Genomic DNA, 18,130 nt, shown 5'->3' with positions numbered 1-18,130 from the left:
GCCAGAATCGCCACATGGCTGACCACGACATCACCCCCGGCTACCTGCTGGACAACAGACAGTCGGAGGCGGGTATCCGGTTCGGCGCCCTCGCCGAGCTGTTCGACCCGGTGACGTTCCAGCACGTCGACCGGCTCGGCATCGGTACCGGCATGCGGTGCTGGGAGGTCGGCGCCGGTGGTCCCTCCGTACCCCTCGGGCTGGCCGATCGAGTCGCCCCGGGCGGCGAGGTGGTCGCCACCGATGTCGACGTGTCCTGGACCCAGGACGTCGAGGGCGGCGTGATCGAGGTGCTGCGGCACGATGTGGCGGCCGACCCGCCGCCGCCCGGCGGTTTCGACCTCGTGCACGCCCGGCTGGTCCTGGTGCACGTCACCGATCGCGCCGAGGCGCTGCGTCGGATGGTCCAGGCGTTGCGCCCCGGCGGCTGGCTGCTCCTGGAGGATGCCGACCCGGGGTTGCAGCCGCTGCTGTGTCCGGACGAGTCCGGTCCCGCACAGCAGCTCGCGAACCGGCTGCGATCCGGCTTCCGCGCCTTGATGGCGTCACGCGGCGCTGACCTCGCCTACGGTCGAACCCTGCCCCGGCTGCTGCGCGAGGCCGGGCTCGAGGACGTTCGGGCCGACGCGTACTTCCCGATCACCTCGCCGGCCTGTGCCGTCCTCGAGGCCGCCACCGTGCGACAGATCCGCCGTCGTCTGGTGGCGGAAGGGCTCGCCACCGACGCGGAGATCGACCGCCACCTGGCGAACGTCGCCACCGGACGCCTCGACCTTGCCACCGCCCCCATGATCTCCGCGTGGGGGCGCCGCCCGTGATCCGTCCCCGACCGTTCGGCAGACGGCTCCGGGCGGTCGCGCCCGGGGGATGCGCGCCGAGCGGCGTGCCGACGTCCGGCCCGGCCGCGAAACCGCCGGTTCCGGGTCCGACGAGGCCGATCGGGTACACGGGGGGAACCGTGCCGCCGACTCCGTACCGCGTCGAGGACCGGGGGGTACGGCGCGACTCAGCCCAGTGCCTTGTCGAGGTTGAACGCGGCGCTGATGAGTGCCAGGTGAGTGAAGGCCTGGGGGAAATTGCCGACCTGTTCGCCGGTGCGGCCGATCTCTTCGGCGTACAGCCCGACGTGGTTGGCATAGGTGAGCATCTTCTCGAAAGCGAGCCGGGCCTCGTCCACGCGGCCGGCCCGTGAGAGTGCCTCGACGTACCAGAACGTGCAGATCGAGAAGGTGCCCTCCTCGCCCCGCAGTCCGTCCGGGCTGCTGTGGGGGTCGTAGCGGTAGACCAGGGAGTCGGACACCAGCCCCTCGCCCAGGACGTCCAGCGTGGAGAGCCACTTCGGGTCCGTCGGAGAGATGAACTTCGCCAACGGCATCATGAGTACGGCGGCGTCGAGGACGTCTTCGCCCTCGTGCTGGACGAATGCCTTCCGCTCGGTGGACCAGCCACGCTGCATGATCCGCCGGTAGATCGCGTCGCGTGCGTGGGCCCATCGTGGCATGTCCGCGGGCAGGCCCCGATGGGTCGCGATACGCATCGCCCGTTCGATCGCCACCCAGCACATCAGTTGCGAGTACAGGAAGTTCTGGATCTTGCCGCGGGTCTCCCAGATGCCCTCGTCCGGCTGGTCCCAGTTGTCGCAGACCCAGTCGACCACGATGCCGATGGCGTCCCAGTGGTCACTGGTCAGCGGCTGTCCCCACTTGTCGTAGAGATAGAGCGAGTCGATCAGGGCCCCGTAGATGTCCAGTTGGAGCTGGTTGACGGCATTGTTTCCGATCCGGACAGGAGCCGACCCCAGGTGGCCTTCCAGGTGGCGGAGCTCCTGTTCGGGGAGTTCACTGCGGCCGTCGATGCCGTACATGATCTGCAACGGGCCGCTGGAGCTCTCTTTCAGGCAGATGTTCGAGGACAGGAAGCGCACGAAGGCCTCGGCCTCGTCGGTGAAACCCAGCCTGAGCAGCGCGTAGATGCAGAACGCGGCGTCCCTCACCCACACGTATCGGTAGTCCCAGTTGCGCTCGCCGCCGATCTGCTCGGGCAGGCTGGTCGTAGGGGCGGCCACGATGGCGCCGGTCGGCGCGTATGTGAGGAGCTTGAGGGTGAGCGCCGAGCGGTGCACCATCTCCCGCCATCGCCCTCGGTAGCGCGAGTGCGACAACCATGTGCGCCAATACCGCACCGTGGCGCCGAACAGTTCCTCCGCCTCCAGCACCGCGCAGGACCGCGGCTCCACCTTGCCGCCGATCCGGTCGAGCGCGAAGACTGCGGACTGTCCCTCGGCGAGAGTGAATGAGGAAACGGCGTCCCGACCGTCGATCTCGACCGGAACGCTGGAGGTCAGCGACAACGTGAGATCCGGCGAGTCGAACACGGTGTGACCGTGCTGTGCACTCACAGTGTGCGTACGTCTGCCGTAGTCGAACCGGGGAGCCACGCGCGCGGTGAACGGCATCGATCCGCGCACGCAGAGAACCCGCCTGATGAGGCGGTGGCGGTCCGCCTCGCGCGAGTCGTCGACGATCGGCATGAAGTCCTGGACCTCGCCGACGCCGTCGTCCGCGAAGAAGCGGGTGATCAGTATGTTGGTGTCCGGGAAGTAGAACTGCTTCGTCCGAGCGGGCACATCCGGTGCGAGCTCGAACGCCCCTCCGCGGTCGGCGTCCAGGATCGCCGCGAAGACGCTGGGCGCGTCGAACCGCGAGCAGCAGTACCAGTCGATGGTGCCGTTCGTACCGACGAGGGCAGCCGTGCGCAGGTCGCCGATCAATCCGTGCTCGGCGATGGGCATGTAGCGCGGCGCGTCGGCCCTGCAGGGGCGGAGGCTGTCACCGGTGATCATGTGACCTCCCCGGCGCTGGGACGGGATCGGGTTCGCTTCAGGCTACCTCCGAGCCGTTGCAGTCAGCGAACGCGCCGTTCGTCCGGTGCCTCACGAACCTCCTCCGGGGCGTGGCGGCGAAGCGTTGCCGGGACCGCGGGGGATCACGGTGCCACCAGGACGGCGACGTCCTCCGGCGTGAGCTCTGCGTACGGGGCGGCGACGTTCTCGGCGGGGGCTGCTGACAACAACGGGACATGCGGGCGCGGCATGATCCGAACGAGGGGCCCGAGCCCGCGTACGTCCGGCACGAGGACGATGCGTCGCCTTGGGATCGCACGCGCCGGACGCCGTACGGTCCGGCCTCCGGCCGAACGAGCCGGTTCGAAGTCACGACCCGGCCATGGGCGGGCTCGCCGATGGCCGAGAAAACGCTTGGACTCCTCGGGCGCCGTCGCGGGACACTGGGGTCCCCGGCCCCGCCTCCTCCTACGCGCACGTATGTGTTGCCACGAGTTGCGCGGGGCTCTGCCGTCGTGCCCCGCTTGCCGCAAGCCGGTCCGAGCGAGGGCGCTCGATCGAAACCGAAGCTCCGCGCAGCCAGTGAGGCAACGGCCTCTCCCCGCAGAAGCACATGGCGGGCTGTCGCACGACCACACAGGGTTGGTATGGGATCGCCTGAATCGCACAGGGCACCGGGCAGGGGTCCGGTGCTGCTCGCACTTCGATACTACGGAAGGGAGTTGACCCGGCTCCGCTGGCTGACGGGGCCTGCGATGCTGTTGCCCGCGCTGGGCAACATCGGCATCAATTACGTCGCGCCGCTGGTCGTCGCGAAGCTCGTCGGCCGAATCGCCGACGACGGCGCCACCACCATCGGCTCGACGCTGCCGTACGTCCTCGGCTTCGCCGGCGTTCTCCTCCTCGCGGAGACGCTGTGGCGTGTCGGCCTGCACTTCCTGAACCGCCTCGATGCCCTCGGCATCGAGCACCTGTACGTGATCGGCATGGACGAGCTGTTCGCCAAGGACGCCGCGTTCTTCCACGACAACTTCGCCGGGTCGCTGACCAAACGAGTCCTGAGCTTCGCCTCCCGCTTCGAGGAGTTCGTCGACACGCTGACGTTCTCGGTCGTGGGCAGCTTCGTTCCGCTGGTGTTCGGATCGGTGGTGCTGTGGCGCTACGAACCGCTTCTCGTCGTAGGGCTCTTGGCGATGATCGCGCTGACGGCGCTGTGCGTGGCGCCTCTCATCCGCCGCCGCCAGGCTCTCGTCGACCAGCGTGAGGAGGCGATCGCCCAGGTGTCGGGCCACGTCTCCGACAGCCTGATGAACATGGACACGGTCAGGGCGTTCGCAGCCGAGGGCCGCGAGGCCGCGGAGCACCGGTCGCGCGTCGCGGAGTCGCGGCGGCTCTCGTTGCGTTCCTGGGACTACGGCAATCTGCGCATCGACACGCTGGTCGCGCCGATGTCCGTGCTGACCAACGCGATGGGCCTGCTGCTCGCGGTCACTCTCGGCGGGGGCGGGCACGGCGTGGAGACGGTCGTCCTCGCCTTCACGTACTACACCAACGCGACGCGGATCATGTTCGAGTTCAACCAGATCTATCGCCGCCTGGAGAGCTCGATGACGGAGGCCGCACAGTTCACCGAACTGCTGCTGACGCCACCGACCGTGCTCGATCCGGCGTCGCCGGAGCCGCTGCTGTCCCGGGCCTCGGATGTCCGCTTCGAGCAGGTGAATTTCACCCACGCGGGTGCGGAGCCGCTCTTCGAGCGCCTCGACCTGGCCGTGCCCAGCGGGGCGAAGATCGGCCTCGTCGGCCGGTCCGGCGGTGGCAAGACCACACTCAGCCGACTGCTGCTGCGGATGACGGACATCGACGGCGGCCGGATTCTGATCGGAGGTCAGGACATCAGCAGACTGCGCCAGGCCGACGTGCGCAGCCTGATCGCCTATGTGCCCCAGGACCCGGCGATGTTCCACCGCACGCTGCGCGACAACATCGCGTTCGCCCGGCCGGACGCCACCGACGCCGAGATCCGCCGTGCCGCCGAGGCGGCGCATGTCACGGAGTTCGCCGACGCGCTGCCGGACGGCTTCGCCACCATGGTGGGCGAGCGTGGTGTGAAGCTGTCCGGCGGACAGCGCCAGCGGGTCGCGCTCGCGCGGGCGATCCTGCGCGACGCGCCGATCCTGCTGCTCGACGAGGCGACCAGTGCCCTGGACTCCGAGAGCGAGATCCTCGTCCAGGAGGCGTTGTGGCGGCTCATGGAGGGGCGGACGGCGCTCGTGGTGGCGCACCGCCTGAGCACGGTCGCCACCATGGACCGGCTCGTCGTCCTGGACCGCGGTCGCATCGTCGAGCAGGGCACGCACAAGGAACTGCTCGCGTCGGACGGCGCCTACGCGAAGCTGTGGCAGCACCAGTCGGGCGGCTTCCTCGACGACGCCTCCGCGCCGCGGGTCGACCTGACGTGAACGCGAGCCCGGTGCTTGCCGCGGTGGCAGGACAGGCGAACGCGGTGGAGGCGACCTGTCCGGCGCCGAGGAAGCCGAACGCCGGGTGGAGGACGGCGGCACGCATCCGCGTGCCGGTGGGCCGGTTCGCCCCGGGGGCGAACGCCCGTGGCCCGGCAGCGCCGGTCCCGTCCACCACAGTCCCATGCCCCACGACCGGCCGTCCGCGCTCCCTCTCGGCCCCGGTGAGGACGGCCCCGCCGGGGAAGGTGCTTGCGCGCCGAACATCCGGATCGCGGACACGTCGCTCGACCGGGGCACCGGACTGTGGGGTGAGGGACCGCGTGCGGTCCGCGGGCCGGAGGTCAAGCGGTCGGCGCAGGCCATTGAGGCATCAACTCTCTTGCCCTAGTCTCTCGTTCACCTAACGGCCGACTTCGGCCGGGAGTGCGCAACCAGGAGCCCAGCTGCCCGTCGGCGGCCCGGAAAAGGGAGATCCAACATGGTCAAGCACTACATCAAGTACGCCTTCAGCACGCTCACCGCGGCGATGTTCGCCAGCATGGTCTGACGACCGGCCCCGGCCTGGACCGGGAATTCCGTCCCCGGTCCAGGCACCAGGAGGCCAACGTGTTCGGCACCGCCCTCAGTCAACTCCGGTACGGCCTGGCGATCCTGCGCAATCGGCGGATCCGCCCACAGGACCTCGAACGCATCGCCCGTGACCTGGTCACGACCCTGGCCGAGTTCGGCGAGCCCGGAGCGGACTCCGCACTGCTGCCGGGGCAGGCCGGGGCCATCGACCCCGCCGTACGACGAACCGTCACCGAGCGCAGCCTGCGAGCCACCGCACGGGCCGCCGCACGGCACACGCCGTACTACCGCCGGACCTTCGACAGCCTGGGCCTCGACCCGGTCACGCTCACCCCGGAGACCTGGGACCAGGTCCCGGTGACGTCCAAGTCGGCCCTGCGCGGCCTGCCGGCCGCCTTCGTCTCCGCCGCGTCCGTCCCCGCGCTCATGGCGCTCACCACGGGGACCAGTGGCACTCCCACCACCGTCTGGTACTCCCGGGCGGAGGTGGAGACAGCAGTCGCCATGAGCACCGTCTCGGCCGTGCTCGGACTGGGTCTGCGGCCCCGGCACACCATGGCGTACGCGGGCTGCTCGCGGGCGACCCTGCCGCTGCTCAACGTGGAGGAGTCGGTGACCCGGATCGGCGCCTCGTTCGTCCAGATCGGCACCGTGGACCCGGCCGTGGCGCTGGACCGGCTCGCCGCCCCGCTCGGGCTGCGGGGCAAGGCCCCGCAGATCACCCACCTGACGATCTCCGCGTCCTACCTGTCCGCCCTGGTCGAGGAGGTGGAGCGAAGCGGCTGGCGGCCTTCGGACTTCGGCCTGGAGTTCATCGGTGTCGGCGGGGAAGTGCTCTCCGAACCCCTGAAGGAGCGGGCCGCGGCCGCCTTGGGGGCCAGGATCTCCACGACCTACATGATGACCGAGACAGTGCCCTCCGGCGGCACGTCGTGCACCGAGGGGCATCTGCACCACACCACCGAGTTCGGGCACCTGGAAGTACTCGACCCCGTCACACACGAGCCGACGCCGCCGGGCGGCGTCGGCACCATCGTCCAGACACCTTACGTCCCCTACCGGGACTGCACCCTGCTGCTGCGGTATGCCACCGGTGACCTGGTCCGACGGCCCGAGACCGAGCCGGAGTGCGAACTGTCGCACCTGCCCGCGACTTCGCCCGTCCTCGGCCGCTGGTCGGGGCCGCTGAGCCGCTCGGTCCCCACTCGTTCGCTGCTGGACCTGCTCGAGGCGGAGCCGGACGTCCCGCTGCCGGCCCGCTATGTCCTGGAGGAAGGCCGACAGGGTCCGTTGCTCCATGTCCTGGTCCGCCGACTGCCCGGCGCCGCCCTGCTCGGCAGGCTGGAGGACCGGGCCACCGCGGCCGGCCTGGCGCTGGCCGCGATCGTGCTCCACGACGATCCGGCCGGCCTTCCGCCGACCGGGCCGGTCCGCGCCGACCTGCGAGAGCACACATTCGAGTCGGCCCGTCCGGCCGCCGTGCGTGTGGCGAGCCCGGCATGAACGCGGCCGCCCTGGTGGGCCTCAACTGCTGCGTCCTGGCGGTGACCGCTGCGGGCGCCGTCTACTTCGCCCGGGTACGGATGCCACGCCCGCCGGTCGGCAGGTACGAACTGCCCGATGTCGCTGTGATGTACGCCGTGGTGGTGGTTGCTCCGCTGCTCTACCTGGTGCTTCCCCGGGCCGCGGTGGCGACCGTCTTCGGCCTGCTCCTCTGCGCGGCACTGCAGTTCACCCTCTCACCGCTGACCGGCGGGGGCCGGGCCTGGGCGGTCGCGGCGGCCTCGGTCGCGACCACGGCAGGACTCGCGGTCGCGCACCGGCCGCTCGCCGTGATGGTGCTCACCGACGTACTCCTCGCGGTGGCCGTGGTGGGAGTGGCCAACATGTGGGTGCAGAGCGGCATGCGGTCCGCCCACGCGGCGTGGTTCGCGGGCGCACTGGCCTGCTACGACCTGGTGGCCACCGGCCTCACCTCGCTCATGGACCGGTTCGCCGACCAGGTCATGGGGCTGCCGTTCGCCCCGCTGCTCGCCGTGACACGGGGAGACCCACCAGTGGCCCTGGGACTGGGTGACCTGCTGCTCCTGGTGCTCTTCCCGCTCACGGCGGTCAAGGCGTTCGGGCGGGTCGCCGGACTGGTCGCGGCCGGGGTCGGGCTGGCGGTGTCCGGTGCCGTCAGCCTGCTGTTCGGACTGGGAGCGCTGACCGGGGCGTTCCCGCTGCTGACGGCGCTGGGGCCGTTGATCGTGCTGCAACACCTGTTCTGGGCGCGGGCCAGGGGCGGTGAGCGGACCGTGGCCGAGTGGCGGGCCGGAACACCGCGCCCGGCATCGGCCACCGTGTCGACGGAACCCGACCCCGAGATCCTCCGGGCACTCGAACCGGCCGGAGCGGAGGAATTGAGTACACAGCCGTCCGAGGGGGACTGGCTGGCCGTCATCGACGGTCGGGTGGTGGGCTCCGGGACATCGCCGGGCACGGCCCGCAAGGACGCCGGTCTCCACGGCTTCGCCTCCGTGCCCGTGGTGCGCCAGGTCTGAGCCGGCCCGCACATCGGGGTACACCGCGTGGGCGTGAGGATCCGCGGTCGGCCGCGTGAGGAGCGGGGGTGCGGACCGGTCGGTCAAGCGGGCAGTCGCGGCACGCTCTCGACGAGGCGACGCGTGTACGGGTGCTCGGGAGCGCCCAGCACCTGCGCGGTACTGCCCTGTTCGACAATGCGACCGCTCTCCAGAACGGCGGTGCGTTCGCACAACGAGGCGACCACCGACAAGTCGTGGGAGACCATGACGAGAGTCAGTCCCTGCTCCTGCTTCAACTCGTCGAGCAGGTCGACGACCTTGACACGTGTGGTGACGTCGAGTGCGCTGACGGGCTCGTCGGCGAGCAGCACTCGTGGGTCGCAGACGGTCGCGCGGGCGATCGCGATGCGCTGACGCTGGCCGCCGGAGAACTCGTGTGGATAGCGTTCCGCCGCATCGGCCGGCAGTCCGACCCGCTGCAGGGCGTCGGCCACCTTGGGCACGGCGGTGACCCGGCTGTCGATACCGAGGGAACGCAGTGGTTCGGACACGATGCTGCCGACGCGCTGACGCGGGTCCAGCGACGAGTACGGGTCCTGGAAGACGCACTGCACACTGCGCCTGAATCGCCGCATCTGCTCGCTGTCGCGCGGATTCAGCTCCCCGCCGTCGAACCGGACGGTACCGGAGGTTGCCCGGGCGAGTCCGAGCAGCAACCGCAGCAGAGTCGTCTTCCCGGCACCCGATTCGCCGACCAGAGCGAGGCTCTGCCCGGTCTCGACGGCGAGGGAGATGTCCTCGACGACGGGCGCGGTGTGTCCTCGGTAGCTGAAGGAGGCTCCGTTCAGCTCCAGTACCGGCGTCATCGCGCACTCCTCAGGTCCAGAGCCGATTCCAGCTGCCGCGCGCTTCCCACCAGCGCCTTGGTGTACTCCTCGCGGGGGGTACGTACGATCTCGCGGACGTCGCCCTCCTCGACGGCGCGACCGTCCTTCATGACCAGGACGCGATCGGCGACCTTCGAGACGACCGCGAGGTCGTGGCTGACGAAGAGGACGGCCATGTCCCGTTCCCGGACGAGGGTGTCGAGCAGGTCGAGCATGTCGGACTGCACGGTGACGTCGAGAGCGGTGGTCGGCTCGTCCGCGATGAGCAGCTTCGGTTCGCAGGCCAGTGCCATGGCGAGCGCGATGCGTTGTCGCTGTCCACCGGAGATTTCGTGCGGGAAGGCGCGGGCGATGCGGTCGGGCTCGGGCAGCCGCACTTGCTCCAGCGCCTTGGCGACGGCCCGCTTCAGCTCGGCGCCCTTCAGCCCTCGCCTTCCGGCCAGCGGTTCGGCGATCTGCCTGCCGACACGCATCAGCGGATCGAGTGCCGTGAGTGGCTCCTGGAAGACGATGGCGGCGTCCCGGCCGCGTACACCCGTGAGCTGTTTCTCGCTCGCGCCCACGATCTGGGTGCCGACGAGCTCGACGCTGCCGGTGGCCGTCATGCCGTCGGGCAACAGGCCGAGCACGGCGAGGGTGGTCAGCGACTTCCCGGAGCCCGACTCACCGATGAGGCCCAGGCGGTCACCGGGGGCCATGGACAGCGAGAGACCGTCGACCAGGGCGCGCCCGTCGGCCGCACGGATCGTGAGGTCGCGTACGTCGAGGACGTTCATGCGCTCCTCCGGCGGGTCGCAGGGTCGAGGGTGTCGCGCAGTCCGTCGGCGACGAGGTTCACGCCGATGACGAGCAGGACGAGCAGGATGCCGGGGGCCAGCGCGCCTGCCGGTGCCGTGGTGAAGGTGGCCTGCGCCTCCTGGAGCATGCGGCCCCACGAGGCGTTGGGCGGCGGCGCCCCCAGCCCCAGGTAGGACAGACCGGCCTCGGCCAGCACCGCGAGGCCGAACTGGAGGGCCAGGTTCACCACGAGCGTCGGCCAGATGTTGGGCAGCACGTGCCCGGCCACGATCCGCGCCCACGACGTGCCCGAGGTGCGCGCGGCCGTGATGTAGTCCTGCGCCAGGACCCGCTTGACCAGGATCCGCACCAGCCGTGCCACGACCGCGCTCTGGGCGAGGCCGATCGCCAGCACGGCGGACCCCAGCGTGGCCGAGCGGGCGGCGACGATGAGCATCGCCAGCAGCAGCGTCGGGAAGGCGATCAGGATGTCGAGGAACGCGGAGAACGTATCGTCGAGCCACCCTTGCGCGAACGCCGCGAGCACGCCCAACGCGCCACCGAGGGCGGCCGCGATGAGGACCGAGCCCAGGCCCGCTTCGAAGGCGATCCGGGAGCCGGTCATCAGCTGGGTGAACAGGTCGCGGCCGAGCTTGTCGGTGCCGAGCAGATGGCCCGCACCGGGGCCCGTGAGCCGTCCGCCGGACGTGTCGTCGGCGGCGTACGGAAGCCAGAAGAGCGAGACCAGCGCGAGGAGGGCGATCAGGCCGGCCAGGACGCATCCGATGGTCAATGTGTACGAGCGCTTCGCCGACCGCTTCATCGGACACCTCCCGAGAGCCTGCCGCGCAGCCGCGGGTCGATGATCCGCTGTGTGAAGTCGGCCGCGAAGCCGATGATCAGCACCGCGAGCGTGGAGACGAACAGCACACCCTGGATCACCGGATAGTCGTGTTGCGCTATTCCGGTGGCGAGCAGCGAGCCGAGACCCGGCAGCGCGTACACGGACTCCACGACGACCGCGCCCAGCAGTGTGGACGCCAGCTCGATGCCGAGGATCGAGATCACCGGTACGGAGGCGTTGCGCAGCCCGTGCCGCCACATGGCCCGTCCGAACGACGAGCCCATGGCTCGTGCGGTACGCAGATGGTCGCTGCCCAGCACGTCGAGTGCGGCCGACCTGACGTAGCGGATCAGCGAGGCGCTCATCACGAGGGCGATGGTGACGACGGGCAGGGTGAGTGAGCGGATCGCCTCGGCCGGTTGTGCCCAGCCGTCCTGCGGGAAGCCGCCCGCGGGAAGCCAGCCGGCGTTCAGGGCGAAGACGGCTATGAGGATCATGCCGAGCCAGAACACGGGTACGGCGATGCCCAGTTGGGACACTCCGTTGAGCAGGGCGCCGTACCAGGTCCGTCGTCGGTGTGCGGCCAGGAAGCCGACCGGGACGGCGATGAGAACCGCCAGGGCGAACGCGGCCAGTGTGAGCGGGACGGTGACGTTCAGCCGGGAGCTGATCTCGGGCCCGACCGGCAGCGAGCTGACGAACGACGTACCGAGGTCACCACTCGCCAACTGCCCGATCCAGTGGATGAACTGTGCGGGCAGCGGCTTGTCGGAGCCGATGGAGTGCCGGGCCGCCGCGATCTGCTCGGGACTCGCGCCCACCGAGGTGAGTGCGTTCGCGGGGTCGCCCGGCAGCATCCTCAGCAGTACGAACAGCACGACGCTCGCGAGCGCCAGCGAAACCAACAGGAAGGCGAGGCGGCGCAGCAGGTACCGGCCCATCAGCCCTTCTTGATGTCGTAGGCGAAGAACTGGGAGTTCAGACCGTTGACCGGGTAGCCGGACAGCTTGCTGTTGGCGACGACGATCTGCGGGTACAGATACAGCCAGTCGCTGGCCGCGTCCTCGGCGGTCTTGCGGTTGACCTTCTTCAGGATTTCGGTCTGCTCAGCAGTGGTGGACGCCTGCTCGGCCTCCTCGACCCACCGGGTGACCTGCTTGTTGTCGTAGCCCCAGTAGAAGTCGGGGTTGCCGTACCAGACCAGGTCGCGGTCGTTGACGTGCTCCTGAAGCGTGGCCGTGAAGTCGTGGTTCTTGTAGACCTTCGTGTACCACTCGTCCGGCGTGATCGTGTTGATCTCGACGGTGATGCCGACCTTGGCGAGCTGCGACTTGATGAAGGTCGCCGCGGTGGGGTGCGGGTCGTAGTTCGGGGTGTCGAGCGTGAAGGAGAAGCCCTTCGCGTATCCCGCCTCGGCGAGCAGCTTCTTGGCCCGCGCGGTGTCGTAGGCGTTGACCTCGGTGAGGTCCTCGTACCACGGGTCGGTGGGCGGCACCATGGAGCCGATGGGCTTGCCGTAGCCGCCCCAGACGGACTCCAGCAGCTTCTTGTCGTCGATGGCGGAGGAGACGGCCTGGCGGACCTTGACGTCCGTGAACGGCTTGGCCTTGTCGTTGAAGGCGAGCAGCAGCTTGGTGGTCGAGTTGCCGTCGTTGACCTTGTAGTTCTGGTTGCTCTTGAACTGGTCGAGGGCATCGGGCGACTGCTCGCTCGTGACGACGTCCACCGCGTTGGTCAGGAGCGCGTTGTTCAGAGCGGTCGCGTCCTTGTAGTAGTGGAAGACGACCTGCTTGTTGGCGGCGGCGTCACCCCAGTAGCCGGCGAACCGGTCGAGGCTGAGTGCGGAACCGCGCGTCCACTTGTCGAGCTTGTACGGGCCGGTGCCGTCCTCGGTCGTCTTGAGACCCTTCGCCTCGGAGTTGATGATCCAGACGTAGGAGAGGTTGTAGACGAAGGAGATCGACTTCTTCGACAGCTGGACCTTCACGGTGCGTGCATCGGGCGTCTCGACGGACCTGATGACCTCCAGATTGCTCTTGCGTGCGGACTGCGAGTCCTTCGCGAGCACCTTCTCCAGGCTGTACTTGACGTCCTGGCTGGTGAGCTTCTTGCCGCTGTGGAACTTCACACCGTCGTGCAGGGTAAAGGTGTACGTGAGCCCGTCGCCGCTGACCTTGTAGTCCTGGGCGAGCAGATTCTCGACCTTGCCGGCGTCGGTGAGCTTGAACAGCCCTTCGTACACGTTTCCGTTGAGCGCCTCCGTGACGCCCTGGCCGCCGCCCGCGGTGTTGTCGAGGTTCTGCGGCTCGTAGAGCGAACCGATGTTGATCGTGGCGTTCTTGTCGTGCGCCCCTCCGCCGGCGCCGCCCGTGTGGGAGCCTCCGCCGCAGGCCGTGAGGGTCAGGGCGAGGGCGGCGGCGGTGGCTCCGCTGTACAGGGAGGTCTTCTTGATGCTCATGAGGAGTACGCGCTTTCGTGCTACGAGACGGGGGAGTGCGGGGTCGATCAGTGCTGCGCGGGGAAGCCGTCGCGGAAGACGGGGCGCTTCTCTCCGGCCTCGACCGGCAGGTGGAAACGGTTCTGCCGCGGCGGCATCGGACAGTTGTACTGGTCGGAGAATCCGCAGGGCGGCACGAAGGCACGGTTGAAGTCGAGGAGGACGCGGCCCTCGCCGGTGCGGGTGACGAAGAGGAAGCGCCCGGCACCGTAGGTGACGTCGCCGTTGGTGGGGTCACCGAAGACGAGCAGCAGGGTGCCGTCGTCGTCGAAGGCGCTCAGTGTGTAGTCCCGGCCGTCCAGGGTGAGCTCGATGTCTCCCGGCACGACGAGATCCCGGGTGCCGCCGTTGTCCCGGATGTGCTCGAACCCGACCCGCCTGGCACCGGGCACCGGGGTGTACGAGGCCTCCAGCACCCAGGCCGGGTCGTACGGGAAGACATCGGTGCGGTCGAAGTTCTTGATCGCGGGGGACTGCGCGTCCCAGAAGCGGAGACCGTACTCGGGCAGGCCGGTGACGAAGTCGGTGCGCTCGACTGTGGTGACGGTCACGGAATCGGACTGTCCGGCACGTGCCGCATCGAGGTCGGGACGCTCGCCGGCCGGGGCCCAGCGGGTTTCGACGAGGGCGAGATTCCCGGTGGCCGAGGTGACGGAGCGCCGCCGCTCGGCGCGCCAGGCCTCCCAGTCCGAGGCGGGGTCGATCGGCTGGTCAGGGACTGCGGCGGCGTGGGACACGGCATTACTCATTCACGTAGACGTTCGTCGGTAGCCACGCCACGAATGTCACGCTGCGTGAACTTCAACCCAAAGGATCCTCTTTATCCTCCATAAGGCGAGCTAATGTCAAATCGGACCACAGAGTGAGAACGGGGCGGAACCGATCCCGGCGCCTTCGTGAAGGGATCGGGGGTGCGGCCCGACCCGGGGTGCGGGAAGGGGCGCCACGCGGAAGGCTGAACCGTCGGATCCCGATGCCGTCGTGGTCCGTGGCCGGGGCGGCGGCCGGGAGGGTGTCTCGATGTCGCCGCCCCGGCCGGGCGCCCTTCCGTCAGCCGCTCACCGCAGTCGTCCTGAAGAGGCCGCCACAGATGAGAGGTTGGGAGGTGCGCAGGGTCAGGGCCTCCCGGGAACCGGGCGGGTAGACCCGGAGATAGTCGGGCCGGTCCCAGCACCCGGAGCCTTTGATCCCGCGGTTGAGGGTGTGCAGGGTGACTTCGGCCGAGTCCCCGGCCCGGATGACGGTGACCCGGCCGGCGGCGCCCTCCCGGTCGGCGGGCTCGCCGATCATGCTGCCGTCGCGCCTGATCAGGGAGACCCCGGGGAAGCCGGTGAGGGTGCAGGAGTCCGAGGACTTGTTCACCAGCGTGAGCCGGTAGTGGATCTGGCCCGCGCCCGCGTCGCCCTGCCTCAGGCTCATGGTCAGCGCCTCGGTCGTGCACCGCCCCGGCCCGCTTCCGGTGGCCGGGGCGGACGTGGCGGCCGAGGCGCTCGGGGCGCTCGGGGTGCTCGGAGCGGCGGTTCCGGCGGGAGCGTGCTCACCCGGCGCGATGGGCGCAGCCGGGGAGGTGCTGTCGTCGGCCGACCTGCTCGATCCCGCGGGTTCGGCCGAAGGGGAGGAGTCGTCGTTGCAGCCGGCGGCGCCGGCGGCGAAGAACACGACTGCCAACGGGGCGAGGGCGTGCCGGCGGAGTCCGCGCTTCCTGGCGGACGGCCCGCGCCCGCGCGGGCGGAAGGATCGTGCGGACGGTGGGGTGATGTTTCGCGGAGTGGAGTCCATGGTTCTCGCCTGCTCGCTTCCGTGCCTTCCGAATCATCCACTCCGGCGCGGGAGCACGGTTTCGGATTGCGGAGCCGGACGACTGCTCCGGCCTCGAAGAGGAAAAACCTCGCGCGCGGGAAAGCCGGCGCCGTGTGCTGGAAGAGGTCGCGGACCGGGGAGGCCTGCTGTGCCCGGCGCACTTCCCCGGGCCGGGCGCGGCAGCGCGCAACGCCCGTGCGCGGGCGGGAAGTCGAAGCAGCTCGTCCCGGAAGCGCGACGCCACGGCGAACGCCTCCTGCCGGGCATCGTCGGGCGACGGGCTCATTTCCCGGCCTTCATGCCGGTCGGGTGTGCCTTTGCTCGGAGCGCAGGATGTGGCGAAAGTCGTGGCCGCGTCCGGCGCATCTCCAGCCGGTGGTCAAGATCGAGACGGCGTTCGGTACCGGCGGACGACCTGACGTGCCATCAAATGCGCCCCGACCGTGGCTGTTGCGGCAAGGGTGAGGCCCTGCACGGCATCGCGTGGACGCGCGGGACGCAGCACGCCGGCCCGCCGCAGTCGGTGGCGGGCCCAAAGCGTGAAGGGAATGACCACCAACGGCGAGGTGACCGAGCCCGGTGTGCAGCCGCGCACCACCGCAGCCTGCGCCAGATGCACCAGGCCGTGCAGCCCGAAACCGTTGAGGGCCCCCTGGTAGAAGGCGGAGCGCCCGCCGGTGCGGTGCCCGTCGGCAGCCGCTGCGGCAACCACGAAGGCCATACCGGCGACGGCCGTCGCGAACTCGTGCGCATCAATGGACTCCAGACGCTGCCATATCCGATCCGGAACCTGAGGGAATTGTCGCCGCAGCTCGGGCACCCTGGCACGAGTCCAGCGCGGCACCAGGACCACTTCCTCCGCGTCATGCACGGCCCACGCAGCCAGCAACCCGAGAGTCACGCCGGCGTCGACGCCCCGCCCGCCGATTTCACGTCCGTTCATGACCAAGCAGTTTGCCAGTACGCCCGGTGCGCCCGGTCGATGGATCCGACGGACAGGCAATCTCTCATCAGGGGCCTGGACGACGAAGAAGAGCTGAACCCTCGGAGCGACGCTCACGAGGCCCCGGCACGGGGGCGGGACGTACAGCGTCACGGACAAGACGCATCCCAGTACGAGACAGGCCGGGAGTCGCACACACCGGCCCCCGAGTGTCCGGTTCCCCGATGACGGCTCGCATGCGTGGGGGTGCCGGGTCTGTGAGCGGGGCAAGGTCAGCGGCGCTGGGCCCGGACGAGCGTGCAGGACAGCGGACTGTCGCCGTTGGGCGCGGTGAGGATGTCCATCCGGTCGACGAAGAAGCCGTGCTGGACGAGGAGGGCTTCCCAGAGGGCAGGGGTGAGCACCCACATCCCGACGGTGACCGGGGCGGCGCCGGCCAGGGTGAGGATCTCGGGCCGGGCAGCAACAGTGGTCGACGGGCCTTCACCGAGTGAGTTCGTGTGCAGGCCGGAGAACACGAGCCGACCGTCTGGCCGGAGGGCAGCAATCAGCGCGGGCAGCAGCCGATGAGGGGCGACGTAGGGGATGCCGTGGATGGAATAGACGACGTCGTACGGCTCGGTTTGGCCGAGGTGCTCGACGGCGTCGGCATGGATCAGCCGGAGGCCGGCCATCTGCCGGTCATAGCGGGCGACGGCCCGCTGGTGTTGTGAGGACGACGCCTCGACGGCGTCGACCCGGACGCCGCGGCGGGCGAGGTGGGCGGCGAACTTCCCCACCCCGCTGCCGAGCTCCACGACCCGGCAGCCGACCAGGTCGCCGAGGACCTCCTCGCCCGGGCCCACCTGCGGCCAGTATCCCCACGCCAACCGCTCGACCTCCGGGACTTCGGTGCCGCGGGTTCTGTGATGCTCGCCGTAGGCGGTCCAGGCGGCGACGTTCTGCTTCTCGATGTCCAGCATCAGGTACTCCGGCAGAGAGGGGACGGTCAGGGGCGGAGGGCGTAGCAGCGGAGGACGTCGAGGTCGGCGGTTCGGACGACGGACCAGCCCGCGGTGAGGGTCTCGGCCTGGGCGGCGGTGATTCCGAGGTCCTGGAGGGGGCTGGTGTCCTCGCGGCGGCCCGCGATCTCGGTGACAGCCCAGAAGGTCCCGCCGGGGGCCAGGAGGTGGCGGACGCGGTCGACGAAGGCGGGCTGGTCGGCGATCCATCGGTAGACCAGGCGGCAGGTGATGACCGCGTACGCCGCGTCGGGCAAGGAACCGGGGTCATCGGCGGTGATGTCCATGGATCGCCAGGCCGGACGGGGGCCGGGCCCGGTGTCCTGGGCGGCGGCGAGTGCTATGGCGCTGGGGGAGCAGTCGATGCCGGTGGTGCGGTAGCCGAGGCCGTGGTGGAGGTGACGGGCCAGGGTGCCGTCGCCGCTGCCGATGTCGAGGGCGGGGCGCCCCCGGCCCGGGCCGAGGTGCTCGGCCAGCAATCGGGTCTCGGCGTCGTCGAGCTGTCGGTATCGGCGTCCCTGTGCCCACAACGGTTCCCAGTAGGCATGCGGGGACTTGTACGTTGCGGGGCCGCCAGACCCTTCGTCGTTCCCCATGGGCAGTTGGTTCGTGGTCTCCGTCAAGGTCAGCCTCCCGCCTTGTCGGTCGGGCGGGGCGACTGCGCCCCACCCGGCCGGTCCGTCACGGTTTCGGGCAGGAAGCCGCGCTTGGAGTGGAAGGTGCGCTGCATCGCCCACCCACGGGCGGTGAGGTGGCGGCGGATCCCGTTGTCGATGCGGTCCGTCTTGGTATCTCGTTCGAGAACGACAGACGGATGTTGATGCTCGGCTCGTGGAAATAAATCGGAGAGGATCGCCTTGAGCGGCGCGCGGTCCAGACCGAGCGGCATCTGATCGCTCTTCCCGCCGTCATGATGTTCGCCGGGCCGTTGATCTCTCAGGAACTGTTCCAGGCCCCCTGTGTACCGTGGCGGTTCACG

At 69.7% G+C, this 18,130-nt stretch carries 16 protein-coding genes; 4 read left to right on the top strand and 12 right to left on the bottom strand.

Translation table 11 applies throughout. The features are described from left to right. Positions 1 to 14: 14 nt before the first annotated feature. Positions 15 to 818 carry a methyltransferase domain-containing protein gene (locus ACIRP2_RS21560; protein ID WP_404252907.1) on the top strand — a complete coding sequence of 268 codons (804 nt, stop codon included), beginning with the start codon at positions 15 to 17 and terminating at the stop codon, positions 816 to 818. Between the two features lie 188 nt (positions 819 to 1,006). On the opposite strand, the gene ACIRP2_RS21555 is transcribed toward ACIRP2_RS21560, so the two are convergent. After that, positions 1,007 to 2,842 carry a glycoside hydrolase family 15 protein gene (locus ACIRP2_RS21555; protein ID WP_404252538.1) on the bottom strand — a complete coding sequence of 612 codons (1,836 nt, stop codon included), beginning with the start codon at positions 2,840 to 2,842 and terminating at the stop codon, positions 1,007 to 1,009. Between the two features lie 647 nt (positions 2,843 to 3,489). Between ACIRP2_RS21555 and ACIRP2_RS21550 the strand changes: the two genes are divergently transcribed. The 3 genes from ACIRP2_RS21550 to ACIRP2_RS21540 all read left to right on the top strand — a co-directional run bounded on the left by ACIRP2_RS21550 (position 3,490) and on the right by ACIRP2_RS21540 (position 8,420). After that, positions 3,490 to 5,304 carry an ABC transporter ATP-binding protein gene (locus ACIRP2_RS21550; protein WP_404252536.1) on the top strand — a complete coding sequence of 605 codons (1,815 nt, stop codon included), beginning with the start codon at positions 3,490 to 3,492 and terminating at the stop codon, positions 5,302 to 5,304. A 609-nt stretch (positions 5,305 to 5,913) separates the two neighbouring features. Beyond that, positions 5,914 to 7,380 carry a phenylacetate--CoA ligase family protein gene (locus ACIRP2_RS21545; protein WP_404252534.1) on the top strand — a complete coding sequence of 489 codons (1,467 nt, stop codon included), beginning with the start codon at positions 5,914 to 5,916 and terminating at the stop codon, positions 7,378 to 7,380. Continuing rightward, positions 7,377 to 8,420: a hypothetical protein gene (locus ACIRP2_RS21540; protein ID WP_404252532.1), complete on the top strand. Its 1,044-nt coding sequence runs from the start codon at positions 7,377 to 7,379 to the stop codon at positions 8,418 to 8,420. Before ACIRP2_RS21545 ends, ACIRP2_RS21540 begins: the two co-directional genes overlap by 4 nt. Positions 8,421 to 8,503: 83 nt before the next feature. Here the strand turns inward: ACIRP2_RS21540 and ACIRP2_RS21535 are convergent, their stop codons facing one another. From ACIRP2_RS21535 to ACIRP2_RS21485, 11 genes are all read right to left on the bottom strand, one after another. After that, positions 8,504 to 9,268 carry an ABC transporter ATP-binding protein gene (locus tag ACIRP2_RS21535; protein WP_404252530.1) on the bottom strand — a complete coding sequence of 255 codons (765 nt, stop codon included), beginning with the start codon at positions 9,266 to 9,268 and terminating at the stop codon, positions 8,504 to 8,506. After that, on the bottom strand, positions 9,265 to 10,065 hold the full coding sequence (locus ACIRP2_RS21530) for an ATP-binding cassette domain-containing protein (protein WP_404252528.1): 801 nt from the start codon (positions 10,063 to 10,065) through the stop codon (positions 9,265 to 9,267). Before ACIRP2_RS21530 ends, ACIRP2_RS21535 begins: the two co-directional genes overlap by 4 nt. Beyond that, positions 10,062 to 10,889, bottom strand: a complete 828-nt coding sequence (locus ACIRP2_RS21525; protein ID WP_404252526.1) for an ABC transporter permease — start codon at positions 10,887 to 10,889, stop codon at positions 10,062 to 10,064. Before ACIRP2_RS21525 ends, ACIRP2_RS21530 begins: the two co-directional genes overlap by 4 nt. After that, the gene (locus ACIRP2_RS21520) at positions 10,886 to 11,851 is read right to left on the bottom strand and encodes an ABC transporter permease (protein WP_404252524.1); all 966 of its coding nucleotides are present in this window, start codon (positions 11,849 to 11,851) and stop codon (positions 10,886 to 10,888) included. Before ACIRP2_RS21520 ends, ACIRP2_RS21525 begins: the two co-directional genes overlap by 4 nt. Further along, a complete protein-coding gene (locus tag ACIRP2_RS21515; protein ID WP_404252522.1) occupies positions 11,851 to 13,368 on the bottom strand; it encodes an ABC transporter substrate-binding protein in 1,518 nt (505 codons plus the stop codon). The genes ACIRP2_RS21520 and ACIRP2_RS21515 overlap by 1 nt, the downstream gene beginning before the upstream one ends. 47 nt (positions 13,369 to 13,415) lie before the next feature. Then, positions 13,416 to 14,156: a DUF1684 domain-containing protein gene (locus tag ACIRP2_RS21510; RefSeq protein ID WP_404252520.1), complete on the bottom strand. Its 741-nt coding sequence runs from the start codon at positions 14,154 to 14,156 to the stop codon at positions 13,416 to 13,418. 301 nt (positions 14,157 to 14,457) lie between these two features. After that, complete coding sequence (locus ACIRP2_RS21505; protein ID WP_404252905.1) at positions 14,458 to 15,066, bottom strand: DUF4232 domain-containing protein; 609 nt, start codon at positions 15,064 to 15,066, stop codon at positions 14,458 to 14,460. Positions 15,067 to 15,586: 520 nt separating this feature from the next. Beyond that, entirely contained in the window at positions 15,587 to 16,150 is a 564-nt protein-coding gene (locus ACIRP2_RS21500) for an HXXEE domain-containing protein (RefSeq protein ID WP_404252518.1), read from the bottom strand. A 272-nt stretch (positions 16,151 to 16,422) separates the two neighbouring features. Further along, positions 16,423 to 17,112 carry a class I SAM-dependent methyltransferase gene (locus ACIRP2_RS21495; RefSeq protein ID WP_404252516.1) on the bottom strand — a complete coding sequence of 230 codons (690 nt, stop codon included), beginning with the start codon at positions 17,110 to 17,112 and terminating at the stop codon, positions 16,423 to 16,425. Between the two features lie 26 nt (positions 17,113 to 17,138). Further along, positions 17,139 to 17,774: a class I SAM-dependent methyltransferase gene (locus tag ACIRP2_RS21490; RefSeq protein ID WP_404252514.1), complete on the bottom strand. Its 636-nt coding sequence runs from the start codon at positions 17,772 to 17,774 to the stop codon at positions 17,139 to 17,141. A gap of 2 nt (positions 17,775 to 17,776) precedes the next feature. Continuing rightward, positions 17,777 to 18,040, bottom strand: a complete 264-nt coding sequence (locus tag ACIRP2_RS21485) for a hypothetical protein (protein WP_404252512.1) — start codon at positions 18,038 to 18,040, stop codon at positions 17,777 to 17,779. Between the last annotated feature and the right edge of the window lie 90 nt (positions 18,041 to 18,130).

The organism is Streptomyces sp. NPDC101194 (genome assembly GCF_044767885.1).
Classification (GTDB): domain Bacteria; phylum Actinomycetota; class Actinomycetes; order Streptomycetales; family Streptomycetaceae; genus Streptomyces.
Note: the sequence above shows the minus strand (reverse complement) of the source record. Positions and strands in the feature narration are given on the sequence as shown.